At 73.0% G+C, this 25,135-nt stretch carries 24 protein-coding genes; 13 read left to right on the top strand and 11 right to left on the bottom strand.

The features are described from left to right. Positions 1-28 precede the first annotated feature (28 nt). From ACH443_RS09945 to ACH443_RS09930, 4 genes are read left to right on the top strand one after another with little or no spacing between them, the layout of a single operon-like run. The gene (locus ACH443_RS09945; RefSeq protein ID WP_430557791.1) at positions 29-1,540 is read left to right on the top strand and encodes a branched-chain amino acid ABC transporter permease; all 1,512 of its coding nucleotides are present in this window, start codon (positions 29-31) and stop codon (positions 1,538-1,540) included. Between the two features lie 13 nt (positions 1,541-1,553). Next, positions 1,554-2,555 carry a branched-chain amino acid ABC transporter permease gene (locus ACH443_RS09940; RefSeq protein WP_429765349.1) on the top strand — a complete coding sequence of 334 codons (1,002 nt, stop codon included), beginning with the start codon at positions 1,554-1,556 and terminating at the stop codon, positions 2,553-2,555. Position 2,556: 1 nt separating this feature from the next. Beyond that, positions 2,557-3,555: an ABC transporter ATP-binding protein gene (locus ACH443_RS09935; protein ID WP_429765347.1), complete on the top strand. Its 999-nt coding sequence runs from the start codon at positions 2,557-2,559 to the stop codon at positions 3,553-3,555. Next, positions 3,552-4,337, top strand: coding sequence for an ABC transporter ATP-binding protein (locus tag ACH443_RS09930; protein WP_429765345.1), 786 nt, complete (start codon positions 3,552-3,554; stop codon positions 4,335-4,337). Before ACH443_RS09935 ends, ACH443_RS09930 begins: the two co-directional genes overlap by 4 nt. A gap of 128 nt (positions 4,338-4,465) precedes the next feature. On the opposite strand, the gene ACH443_RS09925 is transcribed toward ACH443_RS09930, so the two are convergent. The 3 genes from ACH443_RS09925 to ACH443_RS09915 all read right to left on the bottom strand — a co-directional run bounded on the left by ACH443_RS09925 (position 4,466) and on the right by ACH443_RS09915 (position 8,071). Continuing rightward, the gene (locus ACH443_RS09925) at positions 4,466-5,290 is read right to left on the bottom strand and encodes a hypothetical protein (RefSeq protein WP_430590198.1); all 825 of its coding nucleotides are present in this window, start codon (positions 5,288-5,290) and stop codon (positions 4,466-4,468) included. 475 nt (positions 5,291-5,765) lie between these two features. Next, positions 5,766-7,055, bottom strand: a complete 1,290-nt coding sequence (locus tag ACH443_RS09920) for an ABC transporter substrate-binding protein (protein ID WP_430557789.1) — start codon at positions 7,053-7,055, stop codon at positions 5,766-5,768. Positions 7,056-7,216: 161 nt separating this feature from the next. Beyond that, positions 7,217-8,071, bottom strand: coding sequence for an aldo/keto reductase (locus ACH443_RS09915; RefSeq protein ID WP_429765340.1), 855 nt, complete (start codon positions 8,069-8,071; stop codon positions 7,217-7,219). A gap of 281 nt (positions 8,072-8,352) precedes the next feature. On the opposite strand from ACH443_RS09915, the gene ACH443_RS09910 reads away from it, so the two are divergent. Further along, entirely contained in the window at positions 8,353-8,556 is a 204-nt protein-coding gene (locus tag ACH443_RS09910) for a transcription antiterminator/RNA stability regulator CspE (RefSeq protein WP_079576569.1), read from the top strand. A 120-nt stretch (positions 8,557-8,676) separates the two neighbouring features. Further along, positions 8,677-9,447, top strand: a complete 771-nt coding sequence (locus ACH443_RS09905) for a hypothetical protein (protein WP_430590197.1) — start codon at positions 8,677-8,679, stop codon at positions 9,445-9,447. A gap of 25 nt (positions 9,448-9,472) precedes the next feature. Here ACH443_RS09905 and ACH443_RS09900 read toward each other — a convergent pair whose 3' ends face one another. After that, positions 9,473-13,198, bottom strand: a complete 3,726-nt coding sequence (locus tag ACH443_RS09900; RefSeq protein WP_430590196.1) for a TM0106 family RecB-like putative nuclease — start codon at positions 13,196-13,198, stop codon at positions 9,473-9,475. Between the two features lie 151 nt (positions 13,199-13,349). Between ACH443_RS09900 and ACH443_RS09895 the strand changes: the two genes are divergently transcribed. The 3 genes from ACH443_RS09895 (at position 13,350) to ACH443_RS09885 (ending at position 16,352) form a co-directional block, all read left to right on the top strand. Then, complete coding sequence (locus ACH443_RS09895; protein WP_430590195.1) at positions 13,350-14,012, top strand: GntR family transcriptional regulator; 663 nt, start codon at positions 13,350-13,352, stop codon at positions 14,010-14,012. Next, positions 14,009-15,199 (top strand): MFS transporter, encoded by a 1,191-nt coding sequence (locus ACH443_RS09890; protein ID WP_430590194.1) that lies wholly within the window; start codon positions 14,009-14,011, stop codon positions 15,197-15,199. The genes ACH443_RS09895 and ACH443_RS09890 overlap by 4 nt, the downstream gene beginning before the upstream one ends. Before the next feature lie 106 nt (positions 15,200-15,305). Continuing rightward, positions 15,306-16,352, top strand: coding sequence for an excalibur calcium-binding domain-containing protein (locus tag ACH443_RS09885; protein WP_430590193.1), 1,047 nt, complete (start codon positions 15,306-15,308; stop codon positions 16,350-16,352). 10 nt (positions 16,353-16,362) lie between these two features. Here the strand turns inward: ACH443_RS09885 and ACH443_RS09880 are convergent, their stop codons facing one another. Both ACH443_RS09880 and ACH443_RS09875 read right to left on the bottom strand, forming a co-directional pair. Next, complete coding sequence (locus ACH443_RS09880; protein WP_430590192.1) at positions 16,363-17,142, bottom strand: hypothetical protein; 780 nt, start codon at positions 17,140-17,142, stop codon at positions 16,363-16,365. Further along, positions 17,139-17,672, bottom strand: coding sequence for an RNA polymerase sigma factor (locus tag ACH443_RS09875; protein WP_429765326.1), 534 nt, complete (start codon positions 17,670-17,672; stop codon positions 17,139-17,141). The genes ACH443_RS09880 and ACH443_RS09875 overlap by 4 nt, the downstream gene beginning before the upstream one ends. Positions 17,673-17,793: 121 nt before the next feature. On the opposite strand from ACH443_RS09875, the gene ACH443_RS09870 reads away from it, so the two are divergent. After that, the gene (locus tag ACH443_RS09870) at positions 17,794-18,540 is read left to right on the top strand and encodes a hypothetical protein (RefSeq protein WP_430590191.1); all 747 of its coding nucleotides are present in this window, start codon (positions 17,794-17,796) and stop codon (positions 18,538-18,540) included. 28 nt (positions 18,541-18,568) lie between these two features. Then, the gene (locus tag ACH443_RS09865; protein WP_430590190.1) at positions 18,569-18,982 is read left to right on the top strand and encodes a hypothetical protein; all 414 of its coding nucleotides are present in this window, start codon (positions 18,569-18,571) and stop codon (positions 18,980-18,982) included. Positions 18,983-19,030: 48 nt separating this feature from the next. On the opposite strand, the gene ACH443_RS09860 is transcribed toward ACH443_RS09865, so the two are convergent. Genes ACH443_RS09860 through ACH443_RS09850 form a run of 3 tightly spaced genes read right to left on the bottom strand, consistent with a single transcriptional unit; the run spans position 19,031 to position 21,740 of the window. Then, positions 19,031-19,837 (bottom strand): amino acid ABC transporter ATP-binding protein, encoded by an 807-nt coding sequence (locus tag ACH443_RS09860; RefSeq protein WP_430590189.1) that lies wholly within the window; start codon positions 19,835-19,837, stop codon positions 19,031-19,033. After that, complete coding sequence (locus ACH443_RS09855) at positions 19,834-20,805, bottom strand: amino acid ABC transporter permease (protein WP_429765321.1); 972 nt, start codon at positions 20,803-20,805, stop codon at positions 19,834-19,836. The genes ACH443_RS09860 and ACH443_RS09855 overlap by 4 nt, the downstream gene beginning before the upstream one ends. Positions 20,806-20,810: 5 nt before the next feature. Further along, on the bottom strand, positions 20,811-21,740 hold the full coding sequence (locus ACH443_RS09850) for an ABC transporter substrate-binding protein (RefSeq protein WP_429765320.1): 930 nt from the start codon (positions 21,738-21,740) through the stop codon (positions 20,811-20,813). Between the two features lie 126 nt (positions 21,741-21,866). Between ACH443_RS09850 and ACH443_RS09845 the strand changes: the two genes are divergently transcribed. Both ACH443_RS09845 and ACH443_RS09840 read left to right on the top strand, forming a co-directional pair. Further along, on the top strand, positions 21,867-22,742 hold the full coding sequence (locus ACH443_RS09845; RefSeq protein ID WP_430590188.1) for an EamA family transporter: 876 nt from the start codon (positions 21,867-21,869) through the stop codon (positions 22,740-22,742). Between the two features lie 60 nt (positions 22,743-22,802). Beyond that, entirely contained in the window at positions 22,803-23,228 is a 426-nt protein-coding gene (locus ACH443_RS09840) for a hypothetical protein (protein WP_430557778.1), read from the top strand. A 111-nt stretch (positions 23,229-23,339) separates the two neighbouring features. Here ACH443_RS09840 and ACH443_RS09835 read toward each other — a convergent pair whose 3' ends face one another. Both ACH443_RS09835 and ACH443_RS09830 read right to left on the bottom strand, forming a co-directional pair. Continuing rightward, on the bottom strand, positions 23,340-23,507 hold the full coding sequence (locus tag ACH443_RS09835) for a methionine/alanine import family NSS transporter small subunit (RefSeq protein ID WP_429765315.1): 168 nt from the start codon (positions 23,505-23,507) through the stop codon (positions 23,340-23,342). Continuing rightward, positions 23,504-25,090 (bottom strand): sodium-dependent transporter, encoded by a 1,587-nt coding sequence (locus ACH443_RS09830; RefSeq protein ID WP_429765313.1) that lies wholly within the window; start codon positions 25,088-25,090, stop codon positions 23,504-23,506. Before ACH443_RS09830 ends, ACH443_RS09835 begins: the two co-directional genes overlap by 4 nt. Positions 25,091-25,135 lie beyond the last annotated feature (45 nt).

Below are 25,135 nucleotides of genomic sequence, written 5' to 3'. Positions count from 1 at the left end.
CGACATCGACACACGGAGGACCCGGCCGATGACGACGGACCGACCGACCAGGGCGATCGCGCTGCGCCGCACGGTGGCAGCGCTTGCGATCGCCCTCGCCCCTGCCGTGCTCGCCTCGCCACCAGCGCAGGCAGCCCCAGGAGCGGACGCGGCGCACACCAGCAGCGCCGCCACCAGCACCACCGCTACCAGGCTCGCGACCGACGTCGCGACCGACTGCAAGCCCGACGACTCGACCGCTTGCGTCGCCGTCGTCGTCATGAACGACGCGGGCGACCGGATCGCTGACGCCGAGGTGACCATCACCGGTCCGGGCGGCTTCGACGAGACCGTCACCACCACGGCGGACGCACCCGCGTCGGTGGCGGTGCCCGAGGTCGGCCGCTACACCCTCACGCTCGATCCCGCGTCTCTGCCCGCGGGCGAGCAGCTGCCGGACGGTGCGTCGACCGAGCTCCAGGTCACCGCCCAGACCGGCGGCACCGGACGGGCCGCGTTCCAGGTCGGCGGCGAGGCGGTGGCTCCCGAGAGCCCCAGTGCCGAGGCCACCACGACGGCACCGGGTGGCGACGAGGGCACCGACGCCGGGACCGGCACCACCACCGAGGGCGACGGCGTCGCGACGGCGCCGGAGGGCGACGCCTCCGAGCGGGCGTTCTCCTGGGGCCAGGTGTGGCAGCAGTTCGGCTCCGGCATCCGCTTCGGCCTGCTGCTCGCCCTCGCGTCCATCGGGCTCAACCTCGTCTTCGGCACCACCGGGATGTCGAACTTCGCCCACGGCGAGCAGTTCGCCCTCGGCGCCGCGCTCGGCTTCATCGCCATCAACCAGATGGGCATGTCGATCTGGGTCGGGGGCCTGCTGACCATCGCCGTCTGCGCCCTCACGGGCGTCGCGCAGGACGCCGCCATCTGGCGGCCGCTGCGCCGCCGGGGCACCCCGGTGATGCAGCTGATGATCGTCTCGATCGGCTTGTCGATCACGCTGCAGTACGTGATCCAGCTCCTCATCGGCGGCGGGTCGGAGCGCATCCTGTCGGCCAACCCGCGGCCCCTGACGCTGCTGGGGATCACGCTCAGCACCACGTCGTGGATCTCGATGGCGGTCGCGCTGGTGTGCCTGATCGGCTTCGCGCTCTTCCTCACCCGCACCCGGCTGGGCCGGGCGACCCGCGCCGTGTCCGACAACCCGGCCCTGGCCTCGGCCACCGGCATCGACCCCGACAAGGTGGTCCGCGTCGTGTGGATCCTCGCCACCGCGTTCGCCGCGCTGGCCGGGCTGATGTGGGGCATCTCGTTCGGGTCGTTCAACTGGCAGCTCGGCGTGCAGCTCCTGCTGCTGATGTTCGCCGCCGTGACGCTCGGCGGCCTCGGCACCGCGTTCGGCGCCCTCGTCGGGTCGATCCTCATCGGCCTCGTGGTCGAGCTGTCCAACCTCGTGATCCAGAGCGACCTGCGGTACGCGTCGGCGCTCGTGATCCTCATCCTCGTGCTCCTGATCCGGCCGCAGGGCATCCTGGGCCGCCGCGAGCGGATCGGCTGAAGGGAGACCGACCATGGACGAGTTCCTCAGAATCCTCACCCAGTCGCTCGCCGAGCTCATTGCCCCGACGACGGCCGCGTACGCGCTCGCCGCCATCGGGCTCAACCTGCACTTCGGGTACACCGGGCTGCTCAACATGGGCCAGGCCGGCTTCATGCTGCTGGGCGCCTACGGCTTCGGCATCGCGACGATCGCGGGGGCGCCGTTCTTCCTCGCGCTGCTCGTCGCCCTGGTCGCAGGCCTGATCTTCGCGCTGCTGCTCGGCATCCCGACGCTCCAGCTGCGCGGCGACTACCTGGCGATCGTCACCATCTCCGCCGCGGAGATCATCCGGTGGATCGGGCGGTCCACCTGGCTGCAGGAGTGGACCGGCGGGGCCTCCGGCCTCCAGGGCCGCAACTACAAGGGCACCTTCCAGGACCTGTCACCCCTGCCCGACGGCCGTACCGTCATCGGGCCGCTCGAGTACATCAACACCGGGTCCGACTCCTGGTGGACGCGGATCTTCGCGTGGGGCGTCGTCGCCCTGGCCCTGCTGTTCGTCTGGCTCGTCACCCGTAGCCCCTGGGGCCGCGTGCTCAAGGGCATCCGCGAGGACGAGGACGCCGTGCGGGCGCTCGGCAAGAACGTGTACTCGTACAAGCTGCAGTCGCTGGTGCTGGGCGGCATGCTCGGCGCCCTCGGTGGTGTCCTCTACGTGCTGCCGATCACCATCGCCCCCGACGCGATGGGCCGCACGATGACGTTCTTCGTGTGGACGGTGCTGCTGCTCGGCGGGGCCGCCACCGTCTTCGGTCCGGTGCTCGGCGCCATGATCTTCTTCGGCGCCTACATGTTCATGCGCACCGGGATGCGCGCCCTGTCCGAGAACACCGGGGTGGGGGACGTCATCAGCACCACCAACGTGGAGCAGATCGGCGGCATGCTGGTGGGTATCACGCTGATGCTCCTCGTGATCTTCAGGCCGCAGGGCATCCTCGGGAACAAGAAGGAGCTGGCCTTCAATGTCCGCTGACATGTCCGAAGAGACCACGTCCGGCCAGGCTCACGACGCGGCCGGCCCGCCCGAGTCCGTCGTCGACGCGGCGGCCGCGGCCGCCGTCGCCCCCACCTCGGCCGTCGCCGCCGAGGCGCGCGACGATCTCTCGCAGGTCGAGCCCGTCGTGGGGGCGCCCAAGCCGGACGCCATCCTCGTGGCCGACGACGTCGTGCGCCGCTTCGGCGGCATGACGGCGGTCGACGTCGAGCACCTCGAGGTGCAGCGGGGCGCGATCACGGCGCTCATCGGCCCGAACGGCGCCGGGAAGACGACGTTCTTCAACCTGCTCACCGGCTTCGACACGCCCGAGAGCGGGCGCTGGAGCTTCGAGGGGAAGTCGCTCGCCGGCAAGAGCGGGGCGCGCGTCGCCCAGTCGGGGATGGTCCGTACGTTCCAGCTCACGAAGGCTCTGTCGCGGCTCACGGTGCTGCAGAACATGCTGCTCGCGTCCCCGAAGAACCCCGGCGAGCGCTTCTGGCTCTCCTGGCTGCCGTTCACCTGGCAGGCGCACGAGAAGGAGGCCACCGAGAAGGCGATGGAGATCCTCGCCCGGTTCAAGCTCGACGCGAAGGCCGACGACTTCGCCGGGTCGCTGTCGGGCGGGCAGCGCAAGCTGCTCGAGATGGCGCGCGCCCTCATGACCGACCCGACGATGATCATGCTCGACGAGCCGATGGCGGGCGTGAACCCCGCCCTCGTGCAGTCCCTCCTGGGGCACGTGCAGGCGCTGCGCGACGAGGGCATGACGGTCCTGTTCGTCGAGCACGACATGCACGCCGTGCGGCACATCTCCGACTGGGTGGTGGTCATGGCGGAGGGCCGGATCGTGGCCGAGGGGCCGCCGGCGACGGTCATGCAGGACCAGGCCGTGGTCGACGCCTACCTGGGCGCCCACCACGACACCGACCTGGGCGACGACTCCCTGCTCGACCCCGAGATCCTGGCCCGCCTCGAGGCCGAGGAGGAGAAGCGATGAGCGACACCTCGACACTCACGACCCCCACGCACCCCGGCGGCGTCCCCGAGGGGAAGGAGCTCCTGCTGCGGGCCGACAACCTCGTCGCGGGCTACCTCCCCGGGGTGCACATCCTCGACGGCTGCTCGATCGAGGTGGGCAAGGGCGAGCTGGTGGGGATCATCGGCCCCAACGGCGCCGGCAAGTCCACGCTGCTCAAGGCGCTGTTCGGGCTGGTGAAGATCCACTCCGGCACCGTGACCCTCGGCGGCGACGACATCACCGGCATGAAGGCCAACACCCTCGTGGCGCGCGGCGTCGGGTTCGTGCCGCAGACCAACAACGTCTTCCCGTCGTTGTCGGTCGAGGAGAACATGCGGATGGGGGTGTACCTGCGCCCGAAGGTGTTCGACGAGCGCTGGTCGTTCATCCGCGACCTGTTCCCCGTGCTGCACGAGCGCCGCACCCAGCGGGCGGGCGCCATGTCCGGCGGCGAGCGGCAGATGGTGGCGATGGCCCGGGCGCTCATGATGAACCCGTCCGTGCTGCTGCTCGACGAGCCGTCGGCGGGCCTGTCCCCGGTGCGCCAGGACGAGACGTTCCTACGCACCCGGATGATCAACAAGGCGGGCGTGTCGATCATCATGGTGGAGCAGAACGCCCGCCGCTGCCTGCAGATCTGCGACCGCGGCTACGTGCTCGACCAGGGCAAGGACGCGTACACCGGCACCGGGCGCGAGCTGCAGTCCGACCCGAAGGTCATCTCCCTCTACCTCGGCTCCCTGGCGGAGGACACGAAGTAGCCCGCGAGGTAGTACCGGACCTGCCGAGGTAGTACCGGACCTGCCGAGGTAGTACGCACGAGACACGACGACGGCGGCCGCTCGGGTGAGCGGCCGCCGTCGTCGTCGCGGACGAGCGGGACAGGGGGTCAGGCGGTCAGCCCGAGCAGGGCGCGCCGTCGCGCCGCGAGGTAGGCGCCCCGGATGAGGTGCTCGAGCGCCTCCGGGTCGCCCAGGTCCTCCCACCGGACACGGACGACGATCCATCCCGCGTCTTCGAGCGCGCGCTGCCGCGCGGCCTCGGCGCGGCGGACCTCCTCGGTGTGGTCCTCGTACTTGAGCTCCCCGTCGAACTCGACGGCGAGCCTGACGTCCTCCCACCCCAGGTCCACGTAGAACGTCCCCCGCGCCGTCAGGACCTCGAGCTGGCACCCGGGCCGTGGAAGCCCGGCGTCCGACGCGGCGAGCCTCGCCACCGACTCTCCGGGCGAGCCCGACCGCGGGTCGCACAGGTCGAGGATCTCGCGCGCACGCACGACACCCCGTTTTCCCCGCGACGCCGACATGATGCGCGAGACCTCCTCCGGGTCGGCGCCCAGCCGGAACATCGAGTCGCACGCGACGAGAGCACCGTCGCGCGGGAGGGTGCGGATGCAGTCGACGAGAGTGCGGGCGAGAGACGTCACCGGCACCCCGCGCACCGAGGCGCGGTCCCGGGGAGGCATCGGGGTGTGATGGCGCCGCACCGAGGGCTCGTGGTGCTCGTCCACGTGCGGGTTGGCCTCCCGCGTCACATGGACCAACGGCGGCGTCCGGTAGGTCCATGCACCGTGCAGCATCGCGGCGGTGTCGTGACTGAACCAGAGGGGCGTCGCCGCGCTCTCGGTGAGTTGCCCCACGAGCCCCAGCAGCGCGACGTCGTGCCCCGGCTCGCGGCCGTCGTCGACGTGCTCGAGCGCGAGAGCGTCGGGCACCAGCGGAGGTTGCGCGGCGTCGGCCGAGCGCATTCCGACCAACGGCGAACCAGGCGCCCTCATCGACTCCAGAATCCCCGCGATACGCCGGATCGCCGGGAGGTGCTCGGCTTCTCTCATGGGTAGACCCTGGTCGCTCAGGACCATCCAGATTCGTCGCACGCCTCAGCCTGTGGACGAACCCGTTCTGGGGGCAGGCTGGCAGGCCCGGGGTGCGCCACGACGTCCTTCCGCGTCCTGGGGGAACTACCGCGCCGCCCGCGCCGCCATCTGTACTACCTCGACGAGATCCGTACTACCTCACCAGGATTCGCACTACCTCGGCGCCGGCCGTACTACCTCGGCCGGAGCGGTACTACCTCGGCACCACGGGTTCGACCTCGGCGGCGGCGTGGCGACTCCGGGCACGGCGACGGCCCGGCCGCTCTCTGCGCGAGCGTCCGGGCCGTCGTGTGACGAGGTCAGCGAGCGAGGATCACTCCTCGATCTTGCCCTCGATCTGCCGCTGGTAGGTGTAGGTGTTGTCGGCGCCGTACTTGTAGATGCCGATGAAGGCGGACGTCGGGTCGTTCGACTCGTTGAGCGGCCCGATGCCGGACTTGCCGACGTAGTGGATGTCGTCGCCCGCCTCGAGCGCCTTGACGCCCTCCTCGAAGGTCTTCACCTCGGTGCCGCCGTCGGCACCGGACACCGCGCGGATGTTCTTCGAGATGGTCTCGCCGTCCGTCGCTCCGCCCTTCACCGCGGCCAGCGCGGCGAGGACAGTCGCGTCGTACGACTCGGCGGAGTACGAGAAGTCCTCGAGCTCGCCGTCCTCGTTCTCGGAGTACCAGGTCGTGAGCTGCTCGCGGAAGGCGTCGTCCGCCTGCGCGCCGGGCAGCGTGCCCTGCACTCCGGCGAGGGTGCCCTTGTCGAAGGCGTCGCCGTAGTTGGAGAGGTTGCCGTCCACGAAGTACGTGGTGCCGTCGAAGTCCCAGCCCTGCGACACGAGCTCGTTGACGATCGCGGTGGTCTCCTCGAACGCGACGATCGAGATGGCGTCCGGCTTCTGCGCGAGCAGGTCGGTCACCTGGGCGCCGAAGTTGGTCTCGCCCGGCGCGAACTCGTGGCCCTCGCCGTTGCCGCCGTAGACCGCCTCGCAACCACCGGCCTCGAGCGCCTCCTGGATGTAGTCGCGCAGGCCGTTGCCATAGGCCTCGTTCTGCACGAGGAAGCCGACCTTGCAGTGGCCGTCGCCCATGATGAGGTCGGCGTGCGCCGGCCCCTGGACGGTGTCCGGCGGGGCGGTGCGGGCGAAGAACTCGCCGTACCCCGACAGGTCTGCCGCCGTGTTCGCGGGCGAGATCTGCATGACGCTCGCCTCGGCGAACTGGTCGACCACGCCGAGGGACACGGCCGACGACGCCGCGCCGATCACGACCGAGACACCCTTGCCGATGAGGTCGGTGGCGGTGCTGGTCGCCACCGAGAGGTCGGTGCTGTCGCCGGAGTCGCCCCACTCGACGCTCACGTCGTTGCCGAGGACGCCGCCGGCGGCGTTGATGTCGTCGATCGCGAGACCGACACCGGCGATCTCCGGCGGCCCGAGGAAGGCGAGGGTGCCCGTGACCGGCAGGATCGTGCCGATCTTCAGCGGCTCGGCGGAGCCGCCGCCGCCCTCGCTGCTGTCGCCGCTCCCGCCGTCGGACGAGGCGCAGGCTGCGAGGCCGAGGCTGAGGACTGCCGCGAGGGCCATGCCCTTGGCGGCCGTGGTGCGTCGGATCATGCTGTTCCCCTTTTGGAGGTAGGACATTCGCGGCTCAACACCGCATTCAGTGCCGCTGAACGTAGCGAGACTGTATGTCGCGGACGTGTCGCGCGGGTCCCTCCCGGCAGATCGTGACGAACCTGTAACCTGCGTCACACCCGGCCTCGTGAGCCCCCGCGTCAGGCGCGGAACTGCGTGAACGACGCGGTGGCCGGGTCCGCCCCCGTGCGCCCCTCGACGCCGGCCTCCAGAGCGTCGATCGAGGCGACCTGATCGGCCGACAGCTCGAACGAGAAGACGTCCAGGTTCGTGGCCTGCCGCGCGGCCGACAGCGACTTGGGGATGACGATCCGCCCCTGCTGCACCGCCCACCGCAGCACGACCTGCGCGGGCGTGACGCCGAGCTCCGCCGCCGCGGCGACGACGGCCGGCGCGTCCAGGTCTGCGCCGCGGCCGAGCGGCGAGTACGCCTCGACGGCGACGCCGAGCTCGACGCAGCGACGCTGGACCGCGGCCTGCTGGAACGTGGGGTGCACCTCGACCTGGTTCACGGCGGGCACGACGTCGGTCTCCGCGACGAGCCGGTCGAGGTGCTCCACCAGGAAGTTGGACACCCCGATCGCGCGCACGGCGCCCTCGGCGAGCAGCTTCTCGAACGCGCGCCACGTCTCGACGTACAGGTCCTTGCTCGGCACCGGCCAGTGGATCAGGTACAGGTCGACCTGGTCGACGCCGAGCGCGCGGCGGGAGTCCTCGAACGCACGCAGCGCCTGCTCGTACCCCTGGTCGCCGTTGCGGAGCTTGGTGGTGACGAAGACGTCCTCGCGGCGCAGCCCCGACGCGCGCAGCGCCGCGCCGACGCCCGCCTCGTTGTAATAGCCGGCGGCGGTGTCGACGTGCCGGTAGCCGAGCTCGAGCGCCTGCTCGACGTTGGCCTGGGTGCCGTCGTCGGGCACCTGGAAGACGCCGAGGCCGACCTGGGGGATCTCGACGTCGCCGGACAGGGGGAGGGAAGGCACGGAGGAAGTGGTCATGGCTCCTTTGTATCGGCCCCCGCCGACGCCGCGTCCACCGACGCGACCACCCTGTGGACAGCCGGTGCGGCAACACTGGTGCGCGTGCTCGCGCTCGCGTACCGTTGTCCCCGTTGCAGTGCCTCGCTCGATCCGGACGGTCTCCCGTCCGCGCCACGGCGATCGCGTCGGAAGGACTGATGCGGTCACCCGGCGGACCTTGGTCTCAAGAGTTGACGACGATTCACCGTGATGCGCGATCTCGACGGTCGAGGTCGTCGACACCTCTTGAAGGAGTAAGCATGGCCACCGGAACCGTGAAGTGGTTCAACAGCGAGAAGGGCTACGGCTTCATCGCCCCCGAGGACGGCTCGGCCGACGTGTTCGTCCACTTCTCCGCCATCCAGTCCCAGGGCTACCGGTCCCTGGACGAGGAGCAGCGCGTGGAGTTCGACGTCACGCAGGGCCCGAAGGGCCCGCAGGCGGAGAACGTCCGCCCGCTCTGATCTCACCGCCCGGCCGGCTGACGCCGGCCGCGTGAGTCGCACGGCCCGCACCCCGCTCGTCGGGGTGCGGGCCGTCGCCGTTCCCGGGAACGCCGGCCCCGACGCGATCGTTGGACCGTCATGGGATTCCTCGACCGACTCCTCGGCAGAACTCACGACGAGCGCTCGTACCACGGCGTTCCCGGCCGGCCCGACGACGCCCGGCCGCGCACCGGCGAGGCGCCGGGGAAGCACGGCTACGCGCCGTACCCCGGCCAGCAGCCCGCCGGCCGGCCCGGCACCGGCGCCCCCGCCGCCCACCGCGACCCCGACGAGGTGGCCGTCGAGCGCTACCGCTACCTGCTGCGCACCGCGCCGCCGGACGCGGTCGAGCAGGCGCACGCCGAGGCGTTCTCCCGCCTGACGCCCGAGCAGCGCCGCCGCGTGCTCGACGAGCTCGGCTCCGGCCTCCCGCCCGCCGAGCGCGCGACCTCGGACGACCCGCAGGCCCTCGCCCGCATGGCCACGCGCGCCGAGATGCGGAACCCCGGCACGCTGGAGCAGTCCTTCCGCGGCCAGGGCGGCTACGGCGCGCGCGGTCCGGGCTTCGGGTCGATGGTCGGCTCCAGCCTGCTCGGCACCGTCGCGGGCGTCGTCATCGGCTCGGCCGTCGCGAACGCGCTCTTCGGCCCGGCCTTCGGCGACCCTTCGCAGGACTTCGCCGGCGACGCGGGCTCCGACGCCGGGGCCGAGGGTGGCGACGCCGGGGGTGACGCAGGAGCCGACGCCGGTGGGGAGGCCGGGTACACCGAGGCCGCGGGCGCGGACCCCGGCTACGACGGTGGCGGTGACGCCGGCGGGTTCGGGGACTTCGGGGGCGACTTCGGAGGCGGCGACTTCGGGGGGTTCTGAGCCTCGTCGGCGGGTTTCGACCGGCTCAACCAGCGACCGCCCGCTCGCACAGCCCGAGGAAGGCGCCGAGGCGGCCGAGGCCCTCGGGGGTGTGCGGCAGGTAGTCGGTGAGCTCGGGCGACCTCACGACGATCGCGCACCACTGCCCGCGCGAGACCGCGACGTTGATCCGGTGCCGGGACAGCAGGAACCCGGTGCCGCGGGGCACGTCGTGGGGCGACGACGCCGCGAGCGTGACGATCGCGACCGGCGCCTCGGTGCCCTGGAACCGGTCGACCGTGCCCACCCGCACGCCCCCGAGCCCCGCGTCGTCGAGCGCGCGCCGCACCGCCCACACCTGGGCGTTGTAGGCGGCGAGCACGACGACGTCGCGCGGCTCGAGCGGGCGCGCGGGCCGCCCGGCGCCCGGGGTCCAGGACCGCCCGACGACGGCGGCCGCCTGCCGCACCACCTCCTGCGCCTCCTCGGGCGACGCGACGCCGCGGCCCTCGTGCCGCACGGGCACGTGGTGCACGCCCGGGGCCACGCCGTCGAGCCGCCGTTCGGCCGCGGTCTCGTGGGCCTGCAGCCGGCCCTCGTACGCCAGCTGGGACACGGCCTCGCAGAGCGCAGGGTGCATCCGCCACGACCGCGAGAGGAAGTACCCGAGCCCCGGCGGCAGCACGTCGCGGCCGTCGACGAGCCAGCCGAGGGCGGACCGGTCGACGGGCTCGGGATGGCGCCCGCGGCTGACCTGCGGCAGCTGCTGCGGGTCGCCCAGGAGCAGCAGACGACGCGCGGACCGGGAGACCGCGATCGTGGACGCGAGCGAGAACTGTCCCGCCTCGTCCACGACCAGCAGGTCGAGGTCGTCGTCCGGCCAGCGGCCGGGGTGGGCGAAGTCCCAGGCCGTGCCGCCGACGACGCCGGGGCCGCGGCGGGAGAACTCGGCGAGGTCGTCCCCCGACAGCTCCGCGCAGGGCGACGCGGTGTGCCCCGAGCCGTCCGCCTGCCGCTTCTTGGCCACCCGGTCGGCGGGCACGCCCGCCTTCTCCACCACGGCGCGCAGCATGTTCTCCACGGCCGCGTGCGACTGCGCGACCACCCCGACGCGCCAGCCCTCGGCGACCAGCGCGGCGATCACGTGCGAGCCGACGTGCGTCTTGCCGGTGCCGGGCGGGCCCTGCACCGCGAGGTACGAGCGGTCGAGGTCGCGGGTCGCCGCGAGGACCGCGGCGGTGAAGTCGCCGCCCGGGACGTCGGGCAGCGGGACGCCGCCGGCCAGGCGCGGGGGGCGGCGGCGCAGCAGGTCCGCGGCCGGGCCGTCGGGCAGCGCACGGTCGGCGTCCCAGGCCGCCAGCGCGCGCCCTGCCACCTCCTCGAGCGCCTGCTCCTGCGGGTCGGCGCGCGGGCCGCTCGACGGGGTGAGCGCCATCGGCAGCGCGTCGAAGGTCTCGGCCCCGACGCGCACCTGCTCGCGGAGCAGCAGCACGTCCCGCTCCCCCGCGTCCGTCGGGCGGCGCACCGCGTCGACGATCGTCGCGCCGCCGTGGAAGCCGCGCACGGCGTTCGCCGGCACCGTCACGGCGTCGGGCGCGGGGGCGTCGTAGAGCACGAACGGCACGGAGCCCACGCCGAGCTCCGAGCCCTCCGACAGGCGGCCGACCAGCTCCAGGACCCGCGCCGGCGCGCGCCGCCCGTCCTCGACGAGCCAGTCCTGGACCACTGCCGCGCGTTCCACGTGAAACGTGTTCCGGCGGCCCTGCCACTCGTCCGGCGGCAGCTCCAGCCGCGAGTAGTGCTCGTGCCAGAACGGCTTGCTCTCCCGGCGCCAGTAGCCCAGCGACGCACCGATCATCGCGAGCGCCTGCGCCTCGTCGTCGCGGGCACCGCGGTCCTCGCCGACCCGGTCCCGCACCGCGGCCTCCAGGGCCAGGCGCCGCTCGCGGGCCTCGCGCGTCGCCGCCTGACGGGGCGTCTCCTCGGCCGGCACGGCGCCGGCCTCCTCGGCGCGGTCGGCGGTGGCGCCGGCCGCCGCCGGGGCGCCCTCGCGCGCGTCGACGACGTCGGCGGCGGAGCGCAGCCAGTCGAAGAGCCGCAGCGTGGAGACGCAGTCGTACCGGTTGTAGCCGGCGATGTCGCGCAGCAGGGCGTCGGCCTCGTCGTGCCGGCCGGCGTCGCGCAGGGCCGTGTACTCGGCGTACGCGACGATGGACGCGGCCGCGGTGGTGACGTCGCCCGACCGCAGGTCGTCGCCCATGTACAGCGGCTCGAGCTTCTTGATCGACTTGGAGCGGTCGGAGATCCGCAGCGACGACCGCACGACGGCGTAGAGGTCCACCAGCACGCCGTCGCGCAGCAGCTGGTCCACCTCCTCCTCGTAGACGCCGTGCCGGGCGGCGATGGACAGCAGGTGCACCCGCTCGTACGACGCGTAGTGGTACACGTGCAGGTCCGGGTACCGCCGCCGGCGCTCGGCGAGGTAGTCCACGAAGTCGACGAGCGCCTGCCGCTCCTGGGCGAGGTCGTGGGCCCAGAACGCGCGGAACGGTGGCGCCTCCCCCTCGACGTCGGGCCGCTCCACCAGCCCGAACAGGTAGTCGAGGCCGGTCTGCTGCCCCCACTGCTCGCCCTGCGGGTCGGACCACAGCGGGTCGCCCTCGAAGTCGAAGAAGACGTCGCCCGGGCTGGGGGGCGGGAGCCGGCGCACGGCGGACGTGTCCGGCAGCTGCCACCGGATGACGGCCGGCTCGCCGTGGTCGTCGTAGGCCACCTCGCCGTCCCACTCGCCCGTGCCGAACGCCCCCGTGCCGAGCTGCAGCCGCGCCTGGTCGCGCACGCGCTCGAAGCTGCGGGCCGGCATGCCCGCGGGCGGCTCCTCGGCCTTCGCGAGCTCGTCGATGGTCGTGATGCCGCCCGCGACGAGGCGCGCGCGCTGCTGCTCGTAGACGCCGCCCACCAGCAGGACGTCGCGGTGCTCCGCCGCCTGCTCGGCGCAGGCGGGGCACCGGCCGCAGGCGGTGAACCGCTCGTCGACCCACGCGAGCGGCCCGTCGTCGGCGCGGTGCGCGGCGACGACCTCCCGCAGCCGTGCGCGTCGCTCCTGGAGGACGGGCAGCAGCTCGGCGAGCCGGTGGGAGCTGGTGACGCGGGTGCCGAGCACCAGGTGCACGGCGTCGGTCGGGTCGACGTGCGCGGCGGCGAGCTGGTCGGCGTACGCCGCGAGCTGCAGCAGCGCGGTCACCTTGGCCCGCCGCGCCAGCTTGGTCTCGAGGACGGCGTAGCGCGGCAGGACGCCGGCGGCGTGCTCCCCCGGGCGCCCCGGACCGACGTCGGGGTCGCCCAGCGGGTCGCGAACGAGGAAGTCGGCCCGGCCGTGGAACTCGCCGTCGAAGAACGAGGCCTGGGCGACGACGTCCGCCCCCGACTCGATCGCCGCGAGGGTCGCGCCGTGCGCCGCCTCCAGCCCGTCCCGCGTGAGCCGCGCCGGCGCCCCGACCTCGACGACGCCGCCGGGACCGCCGTCCGAGCGCCCGAAGCGGGCCACGTACTCGTCCAGGACGCGGCGCTCGTGCGCGTCGCCCAGCGCGGCCGTCCGCTCGAGCATCACGTCGGCCTCGCGCTCGCGCCGCGGCACCCGGCCGAGCAGCTCGTCGAGGCGGCGCAGCAGCCGGAACTCGCACTCGGCGGCCACGACCAGGTCGCTCGCGGTGTGCACGACGACGGGTTCGCCGGTGCCGTCGGTGCTGCGGTCCGCGTCCAGGAGGAACATGTCCCCGGTCTACCAGCGGCGACCGACACGCCTCACCGATCGTCGTGGGCGCTCGTGGGGCGCTGGTCCGCCCAGGGATAGCGCCAGACGAGCGCCCACCACTCGTTCCCGGCCTTGCATGCAAGTTGGATGCAAGCGTAGGTTGCCCCGGGTGACCGTCCCCTCGACACCCGCGCCCACCCCGCCGACCCTCAGCGCCGCCGAGCGCGCGTACCAGCACACCAAGGCGAAGATCCTCTCGGGCGAGGCGGCCGGCGGCGTGCTGCTGTCGGAGGGCGACGTCGCGGCGGAGCTCGGCATCAGCCGCACCCCCGTGCACGAGGCGTTCCTGCGGCTCGACGCCGAGCGGCTGCTCGCCGTCGCGCCGCGGCGCGGGGCCGCCGTCGTGCCGATGGCCCCCGACGAGGCGCGCGACGTGCTGGAGATGCGCGAGGCCGTCGAGCGCTCCACCGCCCGCCGCGCGCTCGCGCACGGGCGTCCCGCGCCCGCCGTCGTCGACGAGCTGCGCGCACACCTGGACACGCAGCGGCGGGCGGCCGCCGCGGACGACGTCGAGGCGTTCGTCGTCGCCGACTCGGCGTTCCACGGGGTGCTCGTGCGGGCGTCGCGCAACCAGACCGCGGTCCAGTTCATGGGGCTGCTGCGCGACCGGCAGCTGCGGCTCATGTTCCAGCACCTGCAGGTCGGGGCGGACGAGGTCTCCGCCGCGCTCGCCGAGCACGAGGCGATGCTCGCCGCCGTCGAGCAGGGCGACGCCGACGCGTACTGCGACCTGCTGCACGACCACGTGCGCCGGCACCGGGGCATCCTGTGAGGCGCCCGTGGCTCGGCGCGTTCGCCGCGCTGTTCGTGTCGTCGTGGGCGGGCAACCAGTTCACCCCCGTGCTCCTCATGTACGAGGAGGTGCAGGGCTACGGCGACGCCACCGTCAACGCGTTCCTCGGCGTGTACGTGCTCGGCCTCGCTCCCGCGCTGCTCGTCGCCGGGACGCTGTCCGACCGGTACGGCCGCCGCCCCGTGATGCTCGCGGGCACGGTGATCGGCATGGCCGCCAGCGCGGTGCTGGCGTTCGGCGCGCTCGGCCCCGTCCCGATCTACGTCGGCCGCCTGCTCGCCGGGATCACGGTCGGGACGGCGACGTCGGTCGGCACGAGCTGGATCAAGGAGCTCTCGCAGGTCCCGTACGACCGCGCCGCGGACGCCGGCTCGGGCGCGCGCCGCGCGTCCCTCGCGTTCACGCTCGGGTCGGGCGTGGGCGCGCTCGTCGCCGGTGCGCTGGCGCAGTGGGGGCCGTGGCCCGAGGTGCTGCCGTTCGTGGTGCACGTGGTCGTCACGGCGCCGTTCCTCCTGGTCGTGCTCCGCACGCCGGAGTCGAACGCGTTCGGGGGCGAGGCCGGGCCGTGGCGGCGTGGCCTGCGGGTGCCCCCGGCGGGGCACCGCCGGTTCACGCGGGTGGTCGCGGTCGTCGCGCCGTGGATCTTCGTCGTCGCTGCGCTCACCTACGGGTACGCGCCCGTCCTGCTGCGCGACCAGACGCAGGGCTTCGGCGTGGCGTACGCCACGTTGCTCACCGTGGTCGCGCTCGGCGTGGCCGCCGTCGTGCAGCCTGCCGCCAAGCGGCTCGACGCCGTCGACTCGGCCCGCGGGCTGGCGGTCGCGGCCGGGGCGCTGACCGTCGCGGTGGCGTGCGTCGGGCTCGTGGTCGCGTCGGGCTCCCCGTGGTGGGGCGTGGGCGCCGCCGTCGTGGGCGGCGCGGGCATGGGGATCGGCCTGTCGTCAGGGCTCCTGGAGGTGCAGCGCATCGCCGGGCCGCGCCATCTCGCGGGCCTCACGGGCGTCTTCTACGCCGTCGCGTACGCCGGCTTCCTCACGCCGGCCGTCATGGCCGCCGTCACACCGCCGTTCACGACGACGCAGCTCTTCGCCGTCCTCGTGGCGCTCGGCGCGGTGTCCACGGGCGTCGTGGTCGCGCACTACCGCAAGCACCTCCCGGGGGCCTGACCGGGGCGTCCACGCCGGTCCGCGGAGCGGGCAGGCACGGCGGGCGCATGGACCGACGAGGGCGGTTTCCGCCATAGTGGGTGCCGCTCGACGACGGAGGAGTGTCATGGCTGTGCGTTTCAACCCACCACCGGGGTGGCAGGTACCCCCGGGGTTCCGGCCCGACGCGGGGTGGGTTCCCGACCCCGCGTGGCCGCCCGCACCCCAGGGCTGGGAGTACTGGGTGGACGACGCCGCACGCCCGGCCCGGCCGGAGACCCCCGCCGAGGCGACCACGGTCATGGCGCCCGTGCCCGCCGCCGTCGCGTACGCGCCCGCCGCCGCGACCACCGTCGCAGCCATGCCCCCGCTACCCCCGCTACCTCCCCAGCCTCCCCAGCCTCCCCGGCCGCCGCTGCCCCCGTCGTCCCCGGCCGCGCACGGCGCTCCCGTCGCGACCGTCTCCGCACCGCCTGCCCCGCCGCCCGCGGCGATCCCGGCCGCCGCTCCCCCGTACGGCCACCCCGCCGCCGAGGACGACCGCGGAGCGGTCGCGGCCGTCTCCGCCGCGCTCCGCACCGTCGGCGACCGGATCCGCACCAGCAGCGGCCGGCGCGCGGAGCGCCGGGCCTCCGACCGGGCCGTCGAGGAGGCCGAGGCCCCGGCCGGTCGCTCGCGGTCCGGGTCCCGCGGGCGCGGCAAGCGGGGCGGCCCGCTGATCGCCGGCGTCGCCGTCGCCTGCCTGGCGCTCGGCTGCATCCTCGGCGTCTCCATCTCGATGGTGCGCAGCTCCGACGCCGCGCAGGCCCTCGTGGACGCCGACCGCATGGAGGCCGCGGCCGAGCAGGCCCAGGCCGAGGTGGACCAGCAGCGGAAGGACCTCAGCACCCAGAAGGACGACCTCCAGAAGCGCGAGCAGGCGCTGAAGGAGCGCGAGCAGGCCGCCGAGGCCAAGGAGACCGAGCTCGCGAGCCAGAAGAAGGCGTTCGAGGACCAGCAGGCGCAGAAGCAGCAGCAGGTCGAGCAACAGCAGCAGCAGGACTCCGCCTGGTTCTACTGGGACTGCAACGCCGCCCGTCAGGCCGGCGCCGCGCCCATCCAGAACGGCCAGCCCGCCTACCGTGGCGCGCTCGACCCCAACGGCAACGGCATCGCCTGCGAGGACGGCGAGTAGCCGCCGGGTCTCACCGGTCGACCGCGACCTCCGCGGTGGTGCCGTCGGAGAAGGTCAGCTCCGCGGTGGTCCGCAGCGATGCCTCGCCCGGCGCCCAGACCGCCCACCAGCCGTCCTGGACGGTGGCCTCGACGCGCTCGCCCGAGGTGGTGGTGAGCGCGAAGGACACGACGTCCGCCCCCGCACGCCCGTAGGCGGACGTGAGCGCGCCGTCGCCGGTGTCCCCCTCGGACCAGGACGCGGTGCCGGCCTGGACGGTCGTGACGTCGCGCGGCCCGGGCTCGGCGGGCTCGGAACCCAGCACGGCGTCGCCCGCGACGACGTCGGTCGCGCCGGAGGCCTGCGTCGTGACCAGGCACTCGCCGGTGGCGCCGTCGCCCGTGAGCAGCACGTACGTGTAGTCGCCGCGCTGCTCGGCCAGGACCGGGCTGATCGGCACCTCGTCGATCTGCGGGCCGTCGTCGCCCTCGGCGATCCGGTGCGCCACCGTGCCGCACGCCTCGGCGTCGGCCCCGACCTCGGCCGGCGGGACGGCGGCGGGGACGGCCGTCCACGACGCGTACGCGGCCGGCGACCCGGGCCACCACACCGTGGCGACGCCGGCCACCGCCACCACGGCGGCGGCCGCCGCGCCCGCCAGGGCGGCGGGGCGCGCGCGACGGCGGATGGGGGTGGCCCGCCGCGCGGTGCCGAGGATCGCCTGGAGCGCCTCGTCGTCGGGGCGGCCCGGCGCGCGGAGGTGGCGCGCGGGGTCGAGGTCGGCGAGCTCCGCCATCATGGGGGACTTCATCGCGACTCCTGGAGGTTGCGCAGCACGTCGGCGGTGTCGGGCTTCAGGCCCGAGTAGGCCAGCAGCCGCTTCCGGGCCCGGGTCAGGCGGACCGAGAACGTGGACGGCCGGACGCCGAGGACCTTGGCGCCTTCGACCGCCGTGAGCCCGTCCCACGCGACGAGGGCGATGACCTCCCGGTCCGCGTCGGAGAGCATCTCCCACGCCCGGCGCAGGTCGGTCCGGTCGGCGGCGAGGTCGTCGGTACCCTCCTTGCCCGCCTCCGGCTCCCGCTCGAGCCGCACGCCCAGGGCGCGCCAGCGGCCGTGGGTGCGCAGGTGGGTCGCGAGCACGTTGCGGGCGACGCCCAGCAGCCACGGCTTCGGGTCGTCGGGCACGTCGCCGAGACGGCGCCAGGCGACCAGGAACGTCTCCGACACGACGTCGTCCACCAGCCCCGCCTCCACCCGACGCGCCACGAATCGTGTGACCACCTCGTGCTGCTCCACCCACATCTGCGTCAGCAGCTCACGGGCGCGGGCGTCGTCCACGATGAAACCTTTCCGTCCTACCAGTGGAGTTGCCGCCAACCCCCCGAGTGCTACACCGTAGTCACCGCGCCAGTCGACGACGACGCCGCGATCGCGCGCCGGAGCCCAACCGAGGAGCGACATGAGCCGAGGCAGGACCGTCAGGAAGAACATCGCCGCAGGTCTGGGCGCCGCCGTTCTCGCGCTGGGGGTGGCGCTCACGGCCGCGGCCCCGTCGCAGGCGGCGACCACGGAGGAGAACCTGCCCGGCGTGCCCGCACCCGACAGCCCCGCGAGCGAGTGGGAGACGTGGGCCGCGCAGGAGCGCGCCGACGCCGAGGCCACCGACTGGAAGGCCGACTCCGAGGCTCGCGGGTGCACCCTGCAGGACGTCACGATCACCGACGAGGTCGACCGCGACTACAACCTCGCGATGGGCGCGCCCGCCGACCTGGCGACGCACCGCGTCGACCTGCTCGAGGACTGCGGCGACGCCGCGACCGCCGTCGCCGACGGCGCGACCACGGCCACCCGGTCCGCGACGTCCGGGGCGAGCACTCTGGCGCTGCCGTCCGGCAACCGCTGCGCCTCCACCTCCGGCCCGGGCACGATGTGCCTGTCGAAGAGCAGCGGCCGCATCTACGCGTCGTGGCAGTACCGCGGTTCGGGCTCCGTGACCGGGTTCCTGCGCATCTACCAGGTCTCGTCCGGCGCGAGCGGCTGCCCCACCGGCACCACCTGGCTGACCGGCGCCAGCAGCACGTGGAGCAACGGCGACACCCGCACCATCTCCAAGACGCGCACGTCGGCCGGCGGCTACTCCGCGCACATCTGGAAGAAGGTCACCATCGGTCACACCGACTGGGGCGGCGTCTGCTCCGTGCTCTGACCGACCGGCCGACGACGAAGGAGGCTCGATGACGAGCGACCGGCTGGGCGTGGCGATCTTCGTCGTGTGGACGGTGGTGCTGGTCGCCGTCCCCGTCGTGACGATCGTCCTCGCCCTCCGCCGACGGCGACATGTCGGCGCCGGGCTCGTCGCCGTCACGGTGCTGGCGTTCGCCGTCCTCGGCGTGGGCTGGTGGCTGGTGCTGTCCCCCGTCGTCGTCGACGGGACCACGTGCATGTCGGGGTCCGCGGCGGCGGGCCTCCTCGACGACGGCCTCGACATGACCGAGTGGGCGGTCCCGCCCGCGGACCGCCTGGCGTGCCGCGACCTCGCCCGCCAGATCGTCGGCGGGTGGGCCGCGGCGGCGCTCGCAGCCCTGGCGGTCTGGATCGTCGCCGTCGCGCGGGCGCCGCGCGGGGCGACGGCGTCGTCGGCCCGGTGAGCCCGTCGACGGCGCGCGCCGGCTCCGACGGGCTCGGCCGGCGGGCCGTCAGAGCACGTGGGCCAGGAAGTCCCGCAGCCGCGGCTCGGACGGGTTGTCCAGCACGTCGGCGGGCGCGCCCTCCTCGACGATGACGCCGTCGTCCATGAAGACGACGTGGTCGGCGACCTCGCGGGCGAAGCCGATCTCGTGCGTCACGACGATCATCGTCATGCCGGAGCGGGCCAGGTCCTGCATGACGGCGAGCACCTCGCCCACGAGCTCGGGGTCGAGCGCCGAGGTGGGCTCGTCGAACAGCATGAGCTCCGGGTCCATGGCGAGCGCCCGCGCGATGGCGACGCGCTGCTGCTGGCCCCCGGACAGCTGCGCCGGGTAGAACTCCGCCCGCTCGGCGAGCCCCACCCGGTCCAGCAGCTCCAGGCCCCTGCGGCGGGCCTCCGCCTTGTTCAGCCCGCGCACCTGCACGGGCGCCTCCATGACGTTCTCCAGCGCCGTCTTGTGCGGGAACAGGTGGAAGCGCTGGAAGACCATCCCGATGCGGGAGCGCTGCTTCGCGATCACCTTGGGGTGCAGGCGGTGCAGCACGCCCTTGTCGTCGCGGCGGTAGCCCATGAGGTCGCCGCCCACGTGGATGGAGCCGGCGGTGATCTCCTCGAGCTCGTTGACGCAGCGCAGCAGCGTGGACTTGCCGGAGCCGGACGGCCCCAGCACCACCGTCACGGAGCCGCGCGGGACGTCGAGGGAGACGCCCTTGAGCACGTGCACGGCGTCGTGGCCGCGGCCGAACACCTTGTGCACGTCGCGGACCTCGACCATGGTCTCGGCGGTCCCGGGGGCCTCGGCCGACGCGGTCATGGGGTCACCTCCAGGAAGGGGTCGTCCTTGGTGGTGCCGGACGCGCCGATGAGGTCCTGCTTGCGGGGCTTGCGCCCGCCGCGCGGGCCGCGCCCGCCGCGACCGGTGCGGCCGCCGTCGAACCCGCGGCCGTAGTACCGCTCCAGGTAGTGCTGGCCGATCATGAGCACCGACGTGATGAGCAGGTACCAGAGCGCGGCCACGATGAGCAGCGGGATCGGCTGGAAGATGCGGCTGCCGATCTGGTTGGTGGCGTACGTGAGCTCGAGCGTGAACGGGATCGCCAGCACCAGCGACGTCGTCTTGAGCATGGAGATGGTCTCGTTGCCCGTGGGCGGCACGATGACGCGCATCGCCTGCGGCAGCACGATGCGGCGCAGGATCTTGGCGTCCTTCATGCCGAGCGCCTTCGCGGCCTCGGTCTGGCCGGGGTCCACCGACGACAGGCCGGCGCGGACGATCTCCGCCAGGTAAGCGGACTCGTTGAACGCGAGGCCGATCAGCGCCGCCCAGAACGCCGTGATGACGTCCTGGGTGGTGAACGTCCAGAACTCCGGCCCGAACGGGATGCCGAGGGACAGCCGCGGGTACAGCACCGACAGCAGGCCCCAGAACACGAGCTGCGTGTAGATCGGGGTGCCGCGGAAGAACCAGATCCAGAACCACGACACCGACCGCATCACGGGGTTGTCGCTGCGCCGCATCACCGCCAGCAGCACGGCCAGCACGATGGCGATCGCCATCGAGCCGAACGTGAGGACGAGCGTCCAGCCCACGCCCCGCACGACGACGACGTCGCGCAGGTAGAGCCAGACGGTGTCCCACCGGAAGTTGGGGTTGGTGACGAGCGCGTTGACCGCCATCGCCACGAGGACGAGGACCACCACGGCCGACACCCACCGCCCCGGCCGGGGCACCGGCCGGGCGTGCAGGGGCTCCGGCAGCTGGCCGGACGGTCGGTCTTCCATGCGGGTCAGCCTGCCGGGTTCAGCTCGGCCGTGTCGAGCACGGCCGCGCCGGAGCCCCAGGTGTCGGCGACCTGGGCGAGCACGCCGTCGTCCATGAGCTTCTGCAGCCCGGCCTGGACGGCCTTCGCGAGCTCCTCGTCGTCCTTGGCGACGACGACGCCGTACGGCGCGGCGTCCGTGATCTCGCCGAGCGCCTCGACGGAGCCGCCGGTCTGCTCGACGGCGTAGGCGATGATCGGCGAGTCCGCGTACATGGCCTGCAGCTTGCCGCCCGCGAGGTTGGTCGTGACGTCGGACTGCGAGTCGTAGGGCAGCACGTCGACGGCGTCCTTGCCCTCGTCGGTGCAGGTCGTGCTGATCTCGGCCAGCTCGTCCTGCTGGATGGTGCCGGTCTGCACGCCGACGCTGACCCCGCACAGGTCGTCAGGGGTCACGCCGTCGGGGTTGCCCTTCGCGACGGCGAACTGCGAGCCGGCGGTGAAGTAGCTGACCATGTTGACCGTCTTCAGGCGCTCGGGCGTGACCGAGAACGCCGACATGCCGGCCTCGTACTTGCTGCCGATGGCCGGGATGATCGAGTCGAAGCCCGCGTTCTCGACCTGCAGCTCCAATCCCATCGTCTTGGCGAGCGCGGTCGCGATGTCGATGTCGATGCCCACCGGCGTCGTGCCGTCCGCGTCGAGGAACTCCACCGGCGCGTACTGGAGGTTGGAGCCCAGGGTGAGCGTGCCGTCCTCGGCGACGGCGTCCGGGACGAGCGCGGCGACGGCGTCGTCCTTCTGGATCGCGTCGAGGTCGACGGCGGCGGAGGTGCTGTCCTCGGACGCGCCCGGCGTCTGGCCGAGGTCCTGCGAGGCCGTGGTGCAGCCGGTGAGGGCGAGGGCGGCGACGGCCGAGGTGACGACGGTCGCCGCGAGGGTGTGGCGGGTGCGCATGGTGGGCTCCGAGGATCGTGCGAGGGGTCGATGCATGAGTATGCAGCCCGAGGAATTATTCTCCAAACCGGCTGGTGATCGGGAGGTCGTCACCCCAGTGTGCGTCTGCGAGTACGGTCGGGGCCGATGTCGCCCACCTCGCTCGCGCTCGTGCTCGCCGCCGCCGGGCTCCACGCGATCTGGAACGTCGCGGCCAAGCGTGTCACCGGCGACTCGCGCGTCTTCGTCTGGCTCTACGCCACGGCGTCCGCCGTGCTCTGGGCGCCGGTAGGGCTGGTGATCCTCGCCCGCGAGGGCTGGCCGGACCTGGGTGCGCTGCTGCTGGCGGGCGCGGTCTCCGGCGTGCTGCACAACCTGTACGGCGTGGCGCTCAACACCGGCTACGCACGCGCCGATCTCGGGATCGTCTACCCGACGGCGCGGGGCACGGGGCCGCTGCTGACGATGCTCGTCGCGCTGGTGGTCCTCGGCGAGCAGGCGGACGCCGTCCACGTGGTGGGCGGCCTCGTGGTGATCGCGGGCGTGGCGGTGGTCGCGAGCTCGGGCGCGTCCGGCGTCAACGCCTCGCGCGGCCTCGCGGGCGTGCGCTGGGGCCTCGCGACCGGCGCCGCCATCGCCGCGTACACGCTGTGGGACGGGCACGCCGTCACGTCGCTTGCGCTCGATCCCGTGGCCTACTTCGCGTGCAACGCCGTCTGGCAGTCGCTCACGCTGGCGCCCATCCTGCGTGACCGCGGCCGCCGCGCGGAGGCCGTCCGCATGAGCCGGCGGCACGTGCGCGAGATCGCGCTGGTCGCCGTGCTGTCCCCGCTGGGCTACATCCTCGTGCTGGTCGCGATGCAGACGTCGCCGATCGCGCTGGTGGCGCCGGCCCGCGAGTCGAGCATCGTCATCGGCACCCTCCTGGCCTGGTGGCTGTTCAAGGAGCCGCGCCCCGCCGTGAAGATCGTCGGTTCTCTCGTCGTGCTGGCCGGCATCGGGCTGCTGGCCGTGCCCGCCTGACGACGGGGCGCCCTGCCTGCCCGACATGCCGCGGGGACGTCCCGGCTCTACGCTCCGAGCATGATCAGGTTCCTGCTCCGTACGGCCGTGTTCCTGCTGGCGGCGGTGGTGGGCGTCCTCGTCGCCGCGGGGATCTTCGCCGCCTTCGACCTCGAGACGTTCTCCATCAACTGGTCCGAGCCGCTGGGCTTCGTCCTCGCCGTCGTCATCTTCGCCGTGGCGCAAGCGATCATCTCCCCGTTCCTCACCAAGGCGGCCCGGAACAACGCCCCCGCGCTCGTCGGCGGCGTCGGCCTGCTCTCGACGTTCGTCGCCCTCATCGTCGCGGTCCTCGTCACCGACGGGCTCGACGTCGGCGGCGTCGCCGGCTGGATCGTCGGACCGGTCATCGTGTGGCTCGCCGGGATGCTCGCGGCGTTCATCCTGCCCCTCTTCCTGCTCAAGGAAGGCGTGGAGAAGGTCCGCGAGAACCGCGAGGACGAGTAGCGCCGAGATAGAGAAGCGAGGACCGCGAGATAGAGAGGGGGCGGACCGAATCTGGTTCGGTCCGTCCCCTCTCTATCTCGCGGTCCTCGCTTCTCTATCTCGGCGGGGTCGTCAGGTGTCGCGCTCGGTGATCGCGTCGTCCTCGCGGCGGTCGTCGTCCCCGCCCGGCGGGAAGTCGGCCCGCTCGGGGCGGGCGCGCAGGACGAGGATGCTCACCAGCAGGCCGCCCCAGACGACGGCCAACGACAGCACCATGAGCAGGATCGCGTCGGCGTTCATCGGGCCGCCCCCTTCGTCGTCGTGGTCGCCGTGACCGGCGGGTAGGCGGGCCAGGCGACGAAGTCGTCCGGGCTGCGCCGCCAGCGCGGCAGCGTCAGCAGAACGGCGCCGACGACGAGGACCACGAGCGTGCCCCACCCGACGTACAGCAGGTACGTCTCGTCGTAGCCCTCGTACCCGTTCTGCACGAGGTCGACGATGCGCGAGACCAGCATGTACGCGAGCACGGCCGGCACGATCGCCCCGACGCAGACGTACCACCAGCGGCCCACCTGCACCGTCGAGACGGCGTTGAGGTGGTAGCGCAGCTCGGGGCTCGTCCGCAGCAGCCAGACGAGGAACACGCACATGAGCACCGCGGACGCCACGATGCCGATGTTGTTGGACCAGTTGTCGATCGTGTCCAGGGCGATGAGGCCCGTCGTCGTCGAGAACCCGACCACGGACAGCACGGCCGCCACGCCGCCGATCCACAGCACCGCCTGCCGGCGGGTGAGGCCGAACTTCTCCTGGAAGCCTGCCGCGACCACCTGCAGGATCGAGATGAGCGACGTGAACCCGGCCATCGCGAGCGACCCGAAGAACAGGGCGCCGAACAGGGGCCCGGCCGGCATCTGCGAGACGACGGCGGGGAACGTCACGAACGACAGGATCGGGCCGGTGATGCCCTCGAGGTCCGCGACGGCGACGCCCTGCTCGTGCGCGAGGAAGCCGAGGGCGGCGAACACGCCGATCCCCGCCAGCATCTCGAAGCCCGAGTTGGAGAACGCGACGACCAGGCCCGGCGACGTGAGGTTCGCCCTGCGCTTCCGGTACGACGAGTACGTGATCATGATGCCGAAGGCCACGGAGAGCGAGAAGAAGATCTGCCCGTAGGCGGCGATCCACACGTTCATGTCGCCCAGCGCGCCCCAGTCGGGCGTGAACAGGGCGTTGAGACCGTCGGTGGCGCCGTCGAGGAAGATCGCCCGCACCACCAGCACGCTGAACGCGACGACCAGCAGCGGCAGGAAGATGACGTTGGCCTTCTCGATGCCCTTCGCGACGCCGCCCACGAGGACGACGATCGTCGCGACCCACACCAGCAGCAGCGGGATCAGCACCGCGGGCACGAAGTCGAGCGTGAACCACGCGCCGCCGTTGGCGACGTCGGACAGCTGCAGGTAGTCGCCGGTGAAGAAGCCCGCGGTGTCGTCGCCCCACTTCAGCGTGAAGGAGTAGACGAAGAAGCTCAGCGCCCAGCCGATGATCGCCGCGTAGTAGATCGCGATGACGAAGCAGATCATCACCTGGAACCAGCCCAGGGTCTCGAGCCACTTCTTCACCCGGCGGAACACGGTGGGCGGGCCGCCGCGGAAGCGGTGCCCCAGCGCGTAGTCGAGGAAGAGGATCGGGATGCCCGCCGTCAGCAGCGCGATCACGTAGGGCACCAGGAAGGCGCCACCGCCGTTCTCGTACGCGACCCCGGGGAACCGCCAGATGTTGCCCAGCCCGACGGCGGAGCCGATCGCGGACAGGATGAAGCCGACCTGCCCGGTGAACTGCTCCCGGGGGGGCGAGGTGTCAGTGGTCGTGGTGCTCACAGGCGTCGAACCTCCACGGTGAGGGGCGTCACGTCAAACGTGTCT

The organism is Isoptericola sp. NPDC019571 (genome assembly GCF_044389385.1).
Taxonomy (GTDB): domain Bacteria; phylum Actinomycetota; class Actinomycetes; order Actinomycetales; family Cellulomonadaceae; genus Isoptericola; species Isoptericola nanjingensis.
Note: the sequence above shows the minus strand (reverse complement) of the source record. Positions and strands in the feature narration are given on the sequence as shown.

Bases quoted from the DNA above. Each gene is read 5' to 3' on its own strand.
- ACH443_RS09945 (WP_430557791.1), top strand. From the start codon at position 29: ATGACGACGGACCGACCGACCAGGGCGATCGCGCTGCGCCGCACGGTG.
- ACH443_RS09940 (WP_429765349.1), top strand. From the start codon at position 1,554: ATGGACGAGTTCCTCAGAATCCTCACCCAGTCGCTCGCCGAGCTCATT.
- ACH443_RS09935 (WP_429765347.1), top strand. From the start codon at position 2,557: ATGTCCGAAGAGACCACGTCCGGCCAGGCTCACGACGCGGCCGGCCCG.
- ACH443_RS09930 (WP_429765345.1), top strand. From the start codon at position 3,552: ATGAGCGACACCTCGACACTCACGACCCCCACGCACCCCGGCGGCGTC.
- ACH443_RS09920 (WP_430557789.1), bottom strand. From the start codon at position 7,055: ATGATCCGACGCACCACGGCCGCCAAGGGCATGGCCCTCGCGGCAGTC.
- ACH443_RS09915 (WP_429765340.1), bottom strand. From the start codon at position 8,071: ATGACCACTTCCTCCGTGCCTTCCCTCCCCCTGTCCGGCGACGTCGAG.
- ACH443_RS09910 (WP_079576569.1), top strand. From the start codon at position 8,353: ATGGCCACCGGAACCGTGAAGTGGTTCAACAGCGAGAAGGGCTACGGC.
- ACH443_RS09905 (WP_430590197.1), top strand. From the start codon at position 8,677: ATGGGATTCCTCGACCGACTCCTCGGCAGAACTCACGACGAGCGCTCG.
- ACH443_RS09900 (WP_430590196.1), bottom strand. From the start codon at position 13,198: ATGTTCCTCCTGGACGCGGACCGCAGCACCGACGGCACCGGCGAACCC.
- ACH443_RS09885 (WP_430590193.1), top strand. From the start codon at position 15,306: ATGGCTGTGCGTTTCAACCCACCACCGGGGTGGCAGGTACCCCCGGGG.
- ACH443_RS09880 (WP_430590192.1), bottom strand. From the start codon at position 17,142: ATGAAGTCCCCCATGATGGCGGAGCTCGCCGACCTCGACCCCGCGCGC.
- ACH443_RS09870 (WP_430590191.1), top strand. From the start codon at position 17,794: ATGAGCCGAGGCAGGACCGTCAGGAAGAACATCGCCGCAGGTCTGGGC.
- ACH443_RS09865 (WP_430590190.1), top strand. From the start codon at position 18,569: ATGACGAGCGACCGGCTGGGCGTGGCGATCTTCGTCGTGTGGACGGTG.
- ACH443_RS09860 (WP_430590189.1), bottom strand. From the start codon at position 19,837: ATGACCGCGTCGGCCGAGGCCCCCGGGACCGCCGAGACCATGGTCGAG.
- ACH443_RS09855 (WP_429765321.1), bottom strand. From the start codon at position 20,805: ATGGAAGACCGACCGTCCGGCCAGCTGCCGGAGCCCCTGCACGCCCGG.
- ACH443_RS09850 (WP_429765320.1), bottom strand. From the start codon at position 21,740: ATGCGCACCCGCCACACCCTCGCGGCGACCGTCGTCACCTCGGCCGTC.
- ACH443_RS09845 (WP_430590188.1), top strand. From the start codon at position 21,867: ATGTCGCCCACCTCGCTCGCGCTCGTGCTCGCCGCCGCCGGGCTCCAC.
- ACH443_RS09840 (WP_430557778.1), top strand. From the start codon at position 22,803: ATGATCAGGTTCCTGCTCCGTACGGCCGTGTTCCTGCTGGCGGCGGTG.
- ACH443_RS09835 (WP_429765315.1), bottom strand. From the start codon at position 23,507: ATGAACGCCGACGCGATCCTGCTCATGGTGCTGTCGTTGGCCGTCGTC.